Here is a 12,219-nt window from a genome sequence, read left to right as displayed (position 1 = left end):
TTGAAAGTGAAAGTATTGAAATAAAATATAAGTATTTGTTTTCTATTAAATCTTTTCTAACTTTATCAATTTGTTTTCAAAAATCTTCGATTTCTTCTTTGCTTAAATTTTCATCATTAATGATGAAATTACCATTAGTATCTATTTTGTTAGTGATCTACTAGCAATTAAGATTGGTCTGATTTTTAAATTCATAATTTTTAAAATTACATCTGTTACTAAATTATTGTTATCGGAAGTTAATAATATTTGTTTACTTTCATCAAAAGTATTTTTAATACTTTTGATTGCTTCAGAAACTCTTCCTTCGGATTTATTTACTAATATTGAACTTGTCAAAATTATAAAAAAATTTCAGGCAATTTTTGTTGGTTTTTTATTAACTCCACTTTCTGATTTTAGGAATTTTTTAAATAAATTTATATCAACATCTCTAATAAATATTTCTTTAAAATATTTTCTTAGTTTTATTTTTAATTCTTTTTTCGTTCCTATGATTTGACTAAAATCATTTGAAGAAAGTATCCTTTTAACTTTGTTTTTTTGTTTATAATTTAATAAAAATTTTATTAGTAAAAACATTAAAAGTAATATGAAAAAAATAAGTAAAGCAATACTTGAAATATAAGCTATTCAATTAAATATTTTAGTTGTAGTCAATCTGCTTTTCCTTAGTTTTATCCATAAAATGTTAAACATAATACGACAAAAAAATATATAACTTTTATATTTATAATTTGGGGTATTAGTTTAAAAAAAATAAAAAAATTTAGTATTATAATTTTTTAATTAAATAGTTACTTGTTTTGTGTTAGTTATTAATTTTATTTTAGTTTCTTATTAATATTTATTGAAAATTATTATGATATTAATAATAATATTCCATTTTAATTATATACATATATAATTAAAAAAATCTATTAAAAAGCAACATAATATAAGAATTTTTTTAAAAAAATTATTTTTATAATGTTTCTTTTTTATGTATTTTATACTGATCTGTGTAGTTTAATAATTTTTTGATTTGTTCATTAGTTGCAGTTGAAAGTGAAAGTATTGAAATAAAATATAAGTATTTGTTTTCTATTAAATCTTTTCTAACTTTATCAATTTGTTTTCAAAAATTTTCGATTTCTTCTTTGCTTAAATTTTCATCATTAATGATAAAATTACCATTAGTATCTATTTTTGTTAGTGATCTACTAGCAATTAAGATTGGTCTGATTTTTAAATTCATAATTTTTAAAATTACATCTGTTACTAAGTTATTTTTATCAGAAGTTAATAATATTTGTTTACTTTCATCAAAAGTATTAAAAATACTTTTGATTGCTTCAGAAACTCTTCCTTCGGATTTATTTACTAATATTGAACTTGTCAAAATTATAAAAAAATTTCAGGCAATTTTTGTTGGTTTTTTATTAACTCCACTTTCTGATTTTAGGAATTTTTTAAATAAATTTATATCAACATCTCTAATAAATATTTCTTTAAAATATTTTCTTAGTTTTATTTTTAATTCTTTTTTCGTTTCTATGATTTGACTAAAATCATTTGAAGAAAGTATTCTTTTAACTTTGTTTTTTTGTTTATAATTTAATAAAAATTTTATTAGTAAAAACATTAAAAGTAATATAAAAGAAATAAGTAAGCTAGAACCAGAAATAACACCTATTCAACTAAATACTTGATTTTGACTCAATTTAATTTTCCTTTCAAATAACATGAAATATGATGTTGATATTTTATTTTAATTATACATAGACATAATAAAAATTAAATATTTATTAAGTGTATTTTACAAATTTTTGAATATGTATATAAAATAAATAATAAAATTAAAACTTAGATAAAAAAATATTTTTTGTTAAAATATAATTGATTTAAGCGGTAATATTAAAAAACTTTCTAATTGAAAATAGTTATTTATTAAAAGGGTAATTTTAAATAATTATTTTATGTTAGGAGTTAATTTTAAATTATGGCTAAAAATGATAATTGTTCATGTGAACAAGTATTTCATTTAGCGATTTATATATGTAAACTTTGTGACCAAGTTATTTGTCCTAAAAGAGTTTTGCAAAACTTATATACTAGAAAATATTATTGTCCAAATTGTATATTAGATATTGATTTAAATAAATCAATGAGACAACAAGAAAGTAAGTTAAATTATGAGACATAAGTGTAGTGATTGAACTTATGAAAGAGTATTTGGTTGTGAAATGTGTTATAGAGTTGCTAATGAAATGGAACGAATAAGAAAAGAGAATAAAAGAAATAAGTAAAAATTGAATAAGGGGCTTATATATGGATTATATATTTTTCATTAAGCCCCAATGGATTAGATTATAATTCATAAATAAGCTCCTTATTAGTATATAAAGTAAGGAGTTTTATTTATGCCTAATGAGTTAGAACAAACTAGTAATTATACTTTACCTAAAATATTAAGAACTGGATTAAGTCCATTAAGTGCTATGGTTGGAGTTAGTGCTTATTATGGTCAATATTTAAAAGACCCAATTTTAGGTTCTATTAATTCTTTGTTATTTAGTAAAAAGTTAGGAATTGATATATGGAATATTAATCAAAGACCTACTACTAGAAATAAAGTTATTAATAGTTATAAAAAGATATTTTTAGGTTTAGGAACAATTGGATTAATTAATTATGCTAAGTTTGTTCAGTATGTAAATAAGTCAGTTTCTTTATTAAGAGATGAACCTTGTTTTTGACCACCATGTCCTACTGAGCCACCAATTCCTACTCCAATACCAACACCTAAGCCAATAGTTGATAAGGCTTTTGTAGATTGAGATACTTATATATCTTTAAATAGTTTTGGTATAGCAAATGTTATTAGTGGTTTAACTGAATTAATACCTAATAGATTTGAAACTATACGTAAAATAGCAAATATGGGTACTGGTGGTTGTTTGATTAGTAGTGGTGTTGCTATGGGTATTAATAATGATTTTAATAATTATTTTGCTATTCCTACAATTATTGCAGGAGCAAGCGAGATTATAAATTAGTTATTATTGCCTTTTGGAAATACTAATAATGTTGTTCAAATGCAAGAAGTATTTACTGATGAAAGAGCAAGATTAATTAATGCTAGTGTTAGTGATTATCAAAGTACAGATGACAGTATGGTTGATGTTGATTTAAATGATGATAGTATGTCTGAGATTAATTTAGATAGAGCAAGTTTAAATTGGGATTATTCTTATGCTTATACGTTAGGTGGTGTTTAAAATGGATTTTAAGGAGATTATAAAATATGCTTTATATATTGGTGGGTTTTGCCTTATACTTTGATTTTGTCGTAGTTGAATACATGAGGGTATACAGAAGTTCAAACATAAAAAACATGTAAAGGAAAAAGAAAATGACCCTGATTGTACTTTTTGTCGTAAAGATTTTGAAAAGAAGAAACGTAAATTAGAAATGGAAAAACAACAAAAAGAATTAGAGAAAGGGGGTGATTAATATGCCCGCTGGATTATCAGCATTATTAACCATGATAGGTGGTGTAGGACAACAATTATTAAATGCTTTTACTTATATTTTTGGTTGAGTATTTACAACTGGCGACGGTGGAACACTTACAAATTGACCAGTGTTAATTTCAATTGTATTTATGGTTCTTGTATTTATTAAGCAGTTTGTTGGTCATATTATTCATGGAACTCATTAGTAATTAGAAAGGAGTAAGCAAATGGTAAAGTTATTTTTTAGTTTGGTTTTTGTTTTACCTTTATTAGGTAGACTTTTACCGGTTGTTAATACTTTGGTACAAACTATTTATATACAGTATTTAAGTTCTTTTGCTGGATTACATACTGTGACACTTTTTATTAAGTCGTTCTTTTATGATAGTTTATACACTTTACCTTTGCCTATTCTTGCTTTAATAAATGTTAGTTTTGTATTTTATTTAATTTTGGGATTATTTAGATTTACAAGACATTAGGATGTGAAATTATGTTTATACCTTTTATTACAACTGTTATGCAATTATTTGCTTCAATTTTTATGAAGTTTTTTAGTTTTCCACTTGGTGACTTAGGTTTTAATTTAGGTACTTTAATGATATTTTTGATTTTGCTTAGATTTGCATTTAGGGTTATTTTACCCGAATTAATGTTACCAGCATTAGATTTAGGACAGAATGTTAAAACTATGGGTCGTGCTTCTGTTAAATTTTATAAAGGTTCATCATGAGTTGGTAAACAACTTGCTGAAAGAAAACGTTTAGATAATAAGGCTAAGGGTATTGAGAATAAAAAAGGGAAGTTTGTAGGTAAATAATTATGTCTAATTTTGTTCTTAGTATATTGCATTTTATTTTTATATTTTCTAGTAATGATATTGGTATATTTTTAAATCAAACTAATATTACTGATGAAGTTTATATTTTGTTTAATTTAACTTTTTGGTTGGTATTAGGTGTATTTTTTAATTTTATTTATCGTGTTATTAAATTTGTTTTTAGGTCATTGTTTGGGTAGGTGTTAAGTATGAGTGTTTTAGAAATTTACAATAAAATACATCAATGTATAGTTGATTATTGAACTATGTTTATAGGTAGTCCAGTTGATAATTTTACTACTATTTTATGAAATTTAGTAGTTTATGGAACTCAGTTTTTTATTGGATTTGTTTTGTTTTATGGTTCATGATGAATTTTAAAATGTTTATTTGGTAAATAATTATGTGATTTAAGTTTGCAAAATTATTTTTTGTTGTAAATACTTCTGTTCAAGCACTCACTAGTTTAATTGCTTCAAATGACCCTAATGTTGTTAATTATGATATTACAAAAGAAATGGTTAAACATGTTAAATATCATGATTTTGATGATTGAGCAACAATTCCATGAAATTCTGCTTATTTTGATGTTGACCAACCAGACTTAAAATTAGTTAGTGGTGAATTTATAGGTAATAATGAAGGTTTATATACGTGTTATTATTATAGTGATACAGTTGGTGTTCCGTCACAAATGATAGATATGGGAACTGGTGTTTATACTTTTAATAGAAAACAATTAGATGAATTTTTACGTATTATGTTTAATCATAATTATGTTGCAAAGAATAATACTAATAATTTAAATTTTGTTAATACTGGTAAAAGTATTATAAATTTTCAAACACAGTTAAATTTTGAAATTGATAAACCTTTAAGTTTTTATATTCAAGGTTTTATGTTTTATTTTGAATATGAATATTTTAAAACTTTTACTGCTAATTTTGTTTTTAGTTTTTTAGATAATGTTGGTGATACAAAATATGTTTTTAAAGGTAAGGTTGATAATGATATTTACCAGCAAGATTTATATAATTTTGTTACTATGCCTATTCGTGTTCCAAATTTAAGACATTTAACAGTATTTTTTGATGTTCATGGTGAATCAACTAGACCAACTTTTTCACCACAATTAAATTTTGGTCAAATTAATATTTTTTCAAGTGAGAAAGTAACACCAGTTCCACCAAATAGTCCTTTTAACCCTGAGTATGAGCGAGTTAGTTGATATGATGTTTTTGGTCATTTACGTAATGCTTTTAGATGAGTACTTTATGGAGTTGTTGGTAAAGTTTTATCGGTAGAACCATTAAGAGAATTTTTTACTAAACTTGATGGATTATTGAGACGTATTTTTGATGATACTATTAGTTCTGTTTTAAATGTTGATTTTACTAGTGGTTTAGAACAAGTTTTAACTTTATGAGTATTTTTAAAAGCAGTAGGATTTTAGTTGGTTAGGAGTTGAAATAATGCCTTGATATGGTTATTTACTTTTAGGAGTTATATTATTAATAATATTTTATCCATTTTTAATAACTAGAAAAAATATAAAGATATTACAACGTGTAGGTAGTTATATTATTTCAGCACCACCACGTACTGGTAAATCTGCTCTTGCTTGTTGTTTAGCACAAAAACATAAGGGTAGGGTAGTAAGTCCTATTCCTATTAAAGTTCGTAATGAGTATAGTTATCGTTGTTCTTATGATGATGTTTTTAAATTTAATCAATTAAATAGTAATTATGCTTTTAAAGAGTGTGATATGGTTGTTTTAGATGAGTTAGGTTTGAAAATTATTAGTAATGATTTGTCGCCCGAATTTAAAGAAACACAAGAAAGTTTAGGAATGTTTTGTAAGTTAATAGGTCATAATTTTAATGGAATTATGTATATGATTGAACAACACCCCGATAGAATACCAAAACAAGCACGTGAAAAAGTGGAATATATTGTGCAAGTTAAAAGAATGCGTATTTTGTTATTTTTAGTTAAGTTTAAACTAAATATTTATACTAATGTTGATGATTATAATAAAGTTGTATTATCTAAAAGACAAACAAAGCGAATAATTAAACGTGGTGGATTACCACCTAGTTATAGTGGTGAAACTATGACTTTTAGTTTATGATTTCCTAGGTCTTATTTACAAAGATATAATAGTCGTGCTTTAAATTATATTCATTCTTTAAAGAGTGAATTAAGTACTGTTAAATACTATGAACAATCACAAGCATTAGATTTTACTGTTGATGATATTAGAGCAGTAGGATTAGATAAGTTGGATAATATATTACAAACTGAAAAGAAAGAAACTGAAAATACTGTATGTCGTACTTGTTATTATAGAAATAAATATTCTAAGAAAAATAAGAAAGATGTTAAAATAGAGTAAACCTATATTATTGGTCGAAGCCAACCAGAACCTTGGTTGGTTGGCCGTGGCGTTTACGCCACTGGGGTGAGTTGCGAAGCAACTAGGGGCAAAGCCCCTATATACTTGATTTGAATTTGATTTATGAAAGAGGTAATGATTATGAAACAATATTTAGATTTATGTCAATATGTTTTAGAAAAAGGATATAAAAAAGCTGATAGAACAGGCACTGGTACTGTTTCTACTTTTGGTTATCAAATGCGTTTTGATTTACAAAAAGGTTTTCCCATATTAACTACAAAAAAAGTTCATTTTGCTTCTATTGTTCATGAGTTATTATGATTTATTGCTGGTGATACTAATATTGAATATTTAGTTAAAAATAATGTTAGAATTTGAAATGAGTGACCTTATAAGAAATTTATGGAAAGTAAAAAATATCAAAATGAAACTTTAGAAGAATTTGTTGAAAAAATTAAAACTGATCATCAATTCGCTCTTGAATTTGGTGATTTAGGACCTGTTTATGGTAGACAATGACGTAATTTTAATGGTGTTGATCAGTTGCAGGAGTTAATAGAAAATTTAAAAAACAATCCTTTTTCACGAAGACACATTTTATCAGCATGAAATCCTGCAGAAATTAAAAATATGGCACTACCACCATGTCATACTTTAATTCAATTTTACGTTTCTGATGATAAAAAATTATCTTGTCAATTATATCAACGTAGTGCAGATATTTTTTTAGGAGTTCCTTTTAATATTGTTTCTTATGCATTATTAACAATAATGTTAGCACAAATATGTGGCTATCAGTTAGGAGAATTTATTCACACTTTAGGTGATGCTCATATTTATAGTAATCATTTTTCACAAATTAATGAACAATTAAGTAGAAAACCAAAATCATTACCAATTTTAGTTATTAATAAAAATATTACTAATTTATTTAATTTTAAATTTGAAGATTTTAAATTAGAACAATATGATCCATATCCGTTGATTAGAGGTCAGGTTGCAGTATAATGGTAATTTTAGTTTGAGCAATGACCAAAGAAAAGGTAATTGGTTTTAATAATAAATTGCCCTGAAAAATTAAAGAAGAAATGCAATATTTTCAGAGCATTACTTTAAATAAAAATGTATTAATGGGTTCAAAAACTTTTGAAAGTATTGGCAAACCATTAAAAAATCGTTACAATATAGTTGTTACTAATCATCAAGAACGTTATCAACAATTTCTAAATGATAATAATATTACTTTCACAAATGATATTATTTCATATTTAAAACAATATCAAGGTAATAAAAAAACAGATATTTGTATTATTGGTGGTACTGAAATTTATAAGCAGGCATGAGATTATGCTGATTATTTATATGTTTCAGTCATTAAAAATTTATATAATGGTGATCTTTTATTTCCTATTAGTAATTTTTCTGATTTTAAATTAATCAAAACAACAGAATTTGCAGAATTTGTGGCGAATGTGTATCAAAGAAAGGAAAAAAAATAATAATGAACATTTGAAAAGCAATTTTAACATGACCTTATTTATTACAAACTTATAGTAAATCAGGTTCAATGACAAGAAAGGTATTAAAAGACCCAAGTTTAGTTTCTGAAGCAAAACGATATATTTGATTGAAAAAACGTGTGCGTTATATTAAATGATTATATAATATTAAATTAACCGTTCATAACATTGAGAATTGACCAAAAAGAAAAGGTTGTGTAATGGTTGCCAATCATCAATCAAATTTTGATCCATTATTAGTATTATCGGTAAATGATTATAGTTTATATGCACCTTTAGGTTTTATTGCAAAAGAAGAATTAAAAAAAAGCCATTTGGCACGAAGATTTATTTTTTTAATTGATGTTTTATTTATTGATCGTAATAATCCACGAACAGCCGTTACGGCTTTTCAAGAAGCAAAGGAATTAATTAGAATTCCGCGTACAATGATGATTTTTCCAGAAGGAACAAGAAGTCATCAACAAGAAATGCAAGAATTTAAAGCAGGTGCTTTTAATATGGCATATCAATCTTATGTACCAATTATTCCTGTTACTATTATTAATTCTTATCAAATTTTTGATCGAAAATATAAAGGCAAAAAAGATATTCATCTTATTTTTCATAAGCTAATTGAGTCAAGTGAATTTATTAAATTATCTACTGATGTATTATCAAAGCAAGTATTTAATATTATTAAAAAAGGAATTGATGATTTTAGCAATAATAAAATTTAAGTAGTAATAATAAAAGGTTGTTAATTAACAACCTTTTATGATGTTTAAGAGTCAATAATTAATTTCTGATGTGATTTTTGTTTTTTATAATTACGTAAATTTTTTACTGATGTAATTATTAGTGAAGAAGATGTATATCAAATTATTACGATAATTAATCATAGTAGGATATTAATAAATTGTTCTTTATTTAAGCCAAGACCATTTTGTAATAATAAGAATACACTTAAGTAAGCACAAATAACACCAATTGATCCACCTAGTGTGAAAGCAATTGCTGGTTTAATTTCATAGTTTTTATCTTTAATAAAACGTGTGCCAGCAACTGGCATTAAAAAAGCTGCAGATCCCATCATAATTGGAAAAGCACATTCAGCGTTAAGACCTAATAAATAAGTAGTTGCCATTGCTGGAGCATAAATACCAATGCCTAATGCCATGAAAGCACCAAGGATAAAGAATATACTAATACCAACCAAATATTTTCATCAAATATCAAGACTATTATTATTACCCGCTGTTGGCATAATTCCAATTTGTTTTTGACCTAAAAGCATGATAATTGAAACAATAAATAATAGAATACCAATAAATAGTTGTGATCAACTAAGTTTAATTTTATTTGCGATAATGGCGCCTAAATAGGCACCTAATGTTGCAGCAGAAATTAATGAAACTAGTGTTGGTCATGCTACTTGAATTAAAGCAATAAAAATAATTGCTTCTAAGCAAGTAGGAATACTATGACCAATATTCATAATTCCTAAAATTTTTTTATCATTACGTACTTGTTTTGTTAATTTTAATAAAATAATACTTACTGCAAATGAACCAATACCAATTGTGTCACAAAAATCAGCAATAAAACCAATTATTCCTAGTTTTCAAAATCGTTGTTTAAAATTATCTTCAAAATTATGGATATGTTCTTTATCAAATTGTGAATAACTATTTTTTATAAGATATCATGTAAAAATTGCTACTATTATTAACAAAATAGTAATAAAAATAATAGCAACAATTGAGGGTTTTCAAATATTTGTTAAAAATAAAGTAAGTAATAATACAAATAAAGAAATAGGAATTATTAATAAACTATAGTATATTGTTTTTTTATTCATAGTTATGTCCTTTTTTCTTTTAGATTTACTTTATGTTATTTAAGATTTTATCATGAAAAAATCCAAAAAAATATTATTATCTTTTAATTTTTTTATTTCTTTTTTTAAAAATTATATTTTTAAAGAATTTGATTTATCACATTTGTTCTGTAAATTATGATTTTGTAAATCTATAGAATTTATTTGTTCTTTTCAATAATTTGATTCATTAATTATATTTTGTATTTCTAAATGTCCATTTCTAGTAGCTCATGTTAAAGCACTATCACCATTAGCATCTAAATGAGTAATATCTATATCATTTTTTATTAAAGTATTAACTACATCTAGGTGTCCTTCTTTGGCTGCTCATATTAGAGAATTATCACCAAAATAATTAATATGATTAAGGTCAATTCCACTTTTTATTAAAGTGTTAACTACATCTAGGTGTCCTTCTTTGGCTGCTCATATTAGAGCATTATTACCATATTTTGTTTTATGATTAATAATATCATTATTTTTTGTTAATAAAGCGTTAACTACTTCTGTGTGTCCGTTTCTGGCAGCTCATATTAAGGCATTTTCACCAACATTATTTTCGCGATTAATATTAATATCATTCTTTATTAAAATTTTTACTATATCTAAGTGTCCATTTTTAGCTGCTATTATTAAAGCAGTATTATTAAATTTAGTTCTATGTAGAATTACATCAGAGTTTATTTTAATTAAAGTATCAACTATTTCCAAATAACCTTTTCTGGCGGCTATTATTAAAGCACTATCACCATTAGCATCTATGTGATTAATATCAACATTTTTTGTTTTTAGAAAATTGATAACTATTTCTGTGTGTCCGTTTTCAATAGCTAATATTAAAAACGTGTTTTTATTTTTGTCTATATAATTAAAATCAGCATTATGTTTTAATAAATTATTAATTATTTCTGTGTGTCGATTTTCGGTGGATATTGTTAAAGCAGTATCACCAAAGTCATTTATATAATTAATAATATCACTATTTTTTGTTAATAAAGCGTTAACTACTTCTGTGTGTCCGTTTCTGGCGGCACATATTAAAGCAGTATCGCCATCTATATCTTTATCATAAACATTAGCATTATTATCTTCTGCTAATAGTATGTTAACTGTTTCTGTGTGTCCGTTTCTGGCGGCACATATTAAAGCAGTATCATCATTTGTATCTTTATGATTAATATCAGCACCATATGCTAGTAAAGTGTTAACTATTTTTGCATAACCTTTTTCAGCTGCTCATATTAGAGCAGTATCACCAAAGTTATCTTCATGATTAAGGTCAATTCCATTTTTTATTAAAGTGTTAACTACATCTAGGTCTTCTTCTTTGGCTGCTCATATTAAAGCACTATTTTTGTTTTTATCTACATTATTAATATCAGCACCATATGCTAGTAAAATTTCAACTATTTCCAAATAACCTTTTCTGGCGGCTATTATTAAAGCAGAGTCACCAAGGTTGTTTACATGATTATTAATGTCATTATCTTTTGTTATTAAAACTTTAACTGTTTCTGTGTGTCCGTTTTCAGTAGCTCATATTAGAGCAGTATCACCAAATATATTTGTATCATTAATATAAGCACCACTTTTTAATAAAGTTTTAATTGTATTTACATGCCCATTTTGTGCTGCTGATATTAGAGCGCTATCACCAATTCAATTTTTGTGATTAATAATCTTACTATTTGTTGCTAATAAAGCGTTAACTACTTCTGTGTGTCCCTTTTTAGCAGCCATTCTTAAAGCATCATCACCAAAATCATTTATATGGTTAATATTAGCGTTATTTTTTAATAAAATTTGAACAATTTTTAAATTACCATGTTCAGCAGCTATTGTTAATGGACTATTATGATGTTCATCTACATAATTAACATCAGCATTATTTTTTAGTAAAGTTTGGGTCAATTCTAAATCATCATGTTTAGCGGCTTTAATTAATTTTTCATTTTTATTAATTTTTATAGTTGTATTTAATTTAGATATTTCTTTTAAATTAGACATTTTTTTCTCCTATCAAATTAAAAAACCTATTTATTTTAAAACTAAAATAAATAGGTTAAAAACTTATATTAAGTTTGAAAAAATTATATCATAAGATTTATTTCTATAGTAAATA

Annotated in this window: 18 protein-coding genes; 14 read left to right on the top strand and 4 right to left on the bottom strand. The window is 24.7% G+C overall.

The window, feature by feature from the left end:
- Window positions 1–141 precede the first annotated feature (141 nt).
- Together AACK81_RS04975 and AACK81_RS04970 are read right to left on the bottom strand one after the other, a co-directional pair.
- Window positions 142–582, bottom strand: a complete 441-nt coding sequence (locus tag AACK81_RS04975) for a hypothetical protein (RefSeq protein WP_338960290.1) — start codon at window positions 580–582, stop codon at window positions 142–144.
- 382 nt (window positions 583–964) lie between these two features.
- Entirely contained in the window at window positions 965–1,702 is a 738-nt protein-coding gene (locus AACK81_RS04970; RefSeq protein WP_338960288.1) for a hypothetical protein, read from the bottom strand.
- Window positions 1,703–1,981: 279 nt separating this feature from the next.
- Between AACK81_RS04970 and AACK81_RS04965 the strand changes: the two genes are divergently transcribed.
- The 14 genes from AACK81_RS04965 (at window position 1,982) to AACK81_RS04900 (ending at window position 8,955) form a co-directional block, all read left to right on the top strand.
- Entirely contained in the window at window positions 1,982–2,185 is a 204-nt protein-coding gene (locus AACK81_RS04965) for a hypothetical protein (protein WP_338960286.1), read from the top strand.
- Between the two features lie 217 nt (window positions 2,186–2,402).
- Window positions 2,403–3,038, top strand: a complete 636-nt coding sequence (locus AACK81_RS04960) for a hypothetical protein (protein WP_338960284.1) — start codon at window positions 2,403–2,405, stop codon at window positions 3,036–3,038.
- A 6-nt stretch (window positions 3,039–3,044) separates the two neighbouring features.
- The gene (locus tag AACK81_RS04955; RefSeq protein WP_338960282.1) at window positions 3,045–3,260 is read left to right on the top strand and encodes a hypothetical protein; all 216 of its coding nucleotides are present in this window, start codon (window positions 3,045–3,047) and stop codon (window positions 3,258–3,260) included.
- A 1-nt stretch (window position 3,261) separates the two neighbouring features.
- Window positions 3,262–3,495: a hypothetical protein gene (locus AACK81_RS04950; protein WP_338960280.1), complete on the top strand. Its 234-nt coding sequence runs from the start codon at window positions 3,262–3,264 to the stop codon at window positions 3,493–3,495.
- Window position 3,496: 1 nt separating this feature from the next.
- The gene (locus AACK81_RS04945; protein ID WP_174480862.1) at window positions 3,497–3,703 is read left to right on the top strand and encodes a hypothetical protein; all 207 of its coding nucleotides are present in this window, start codon (window positions 3,497–3,499) and stop codon (window positions 3,701–3,703) included.
- A 21-nt stretch (window positions 3,704–3,724) separates the two neighbouring features.
- On the top strand, window positions 3,725–3,979 hold the full coding sequence (locus tag AACK81_RS04940) for a hypothetical protein (RefSeq protein WP_338960279.1): 255 nt from the start codon (window positions 3,725–3,727) through the stop codon (window positions 3,977–3,979).
- An 11-nt stretch (window positions 3,980–3,990) separates the two neighbouring features.
- Window positions 3,991–4,317 (top strand): hypothetical protein, encoded by a 327-nt coding sequence (locus tag AACK81_RS04935; RefSeq protein WP_338960277.1) that lies wholly within the window; start codon window positions 3,991–3,993, stop codon window positions 4,315–4,317.
- Window positions 4,318–4,319: 2 nt separating this feature from the next.
- Window positions 4,320–4,517 carry a hypothetical protein gene (locus AACK81_RS04930; RefSeq protein WP_338960275.1) on the top strand — a complete coding sequence of 66 codons (198 nt, stop codon included), beginning with the start codon at window positions 4,320–4,322 and terminating at the stop codon, window positions 4,515–4,517.
- Between the two features lie 9 nt (window positions 4,518–4,526).
- Window positions 4,527–4,718, top strand: coding sequence for a hypothetical protein (locus AACK81_RS04925; RefSeq protein ID WP_338960274.1), 192 nt, complete (start codon window positions 4,527–4,529; stop codon window positions 4,716–4,718).
- A gap of 2 nt (window positions 4,719–4,720) precedes the next feature.
- A complete protein-coding gene (locus AACK81_RS04920) occupies window positions 4,721–5,770 on the top strand; it encodes a hypothetical protein (protein ID WP_338960272.1) in 1,050 nt (349 codons plus the stop codon).
- A gap of 19 nt (window positions 5,771–5,789) precedes the next feature.
- Window positions 5,790–6,713 (top strand): hypothetical protein, encoded by a 924-nt coding sequence (locus tag AACK81_RS04915; RefSeq protein ID WP_338960270.1) that lies wholly within the window; start codon window positions 5,790–5,792, stop codon window positions 6,711–6,713.
- Between the two features lie 141 nt (window positions 6,714–6,854).
- Window positions 6,855–7,724 (top strand): thymidylate synthase, encoded by an 870-nt coding sequence (gene thyA, locus AACK81_RS04910; protein WP_338960268.1) that lies wholly within the window; start codon window positions 6,855–6,857, stop codon window positions 7,722–7,724.
- Window positions 7,724–8,215 (top strand): dihydrofolate reductase, encoded by a 492-nt coding sequence (locus tag AACK81_RS04905; protein WP_338960267.1) that lies wholly within the window; start codon window positions 7,724–7,726, stop codon window positions 8,213–8,215. The genes thyA and AACK81_RS04905 overlap by 1 nt, the downstream gene beginning before the upstream one ends.
- Before the next feature lie 2 nt (window positions 8,216–8,217).
- Window positions 8,218–8,955: a lysophospholipid acyltransferase family protein gene (locus tag AACK81_RS04900; protein WP_338960266.1), complete on the top strand. Its 738-nt coding sequence runs from the start codon at window positions 8,218–8,220 to the stop codon at window positions 8,953–8,955.
- A gap of 44 nt (window positions 8,956–8,999) precedes the next feature.
- Here AACK81_RS04900 and AACK81_RS04895 read toward each other — a convergent pair whose 3' ends face one another.
- Both AACK81_RS04895 and AACK81_RS04890 read right to left on the bottom strand, forming a co-directional pair.
- Window positions 9,000–10,076 carry a sulfite exporter TauE/SafE family protein gene (locus AACK81_RS04895; RefSeq protein WP_338960265.1) on the bottom strand — a complete coding sequence of 359 codons (1,077 nt, stop codon included), beginning with the start codon at window positions 10,074–10,076 and terminating at the stop codon, window positions 9,000–9,002.
- A gap of 111 nt (window positions 10,077–10,187) precedes the next feature.
- Window positions 10,188–12,104 carry an ankyrin repeat domain-containing protein gene (locus tag AACK81_RS04890; RefSeq protein WP_338960264.1) on the bottom strand — a complete coding sequence of 639 codons (1,917 nt, stop codon included), beginning with the start codon at window positions 12,102–12,104 and terminating at the stop codon, window positions 10,188–10,190.
- Window positions 12,105–12,219 lie beyond the last annotated feature (115 nt).

The sequence above is a fragment of the Spiroplasma endosymbiont of Lasioglossum villosulum genome (assembly GCF_964020195.1).
Classification (GTDB): Bacteria; Bacillota_I; Bacilli_A; order Mycoplasmatales; family VBWQ01; genus Spiroplasma_E; species Spiroplasma_E ixodetis_A.
This window is presented reverse-complemented; position numbering and strand designations above follow the sequence as displayed.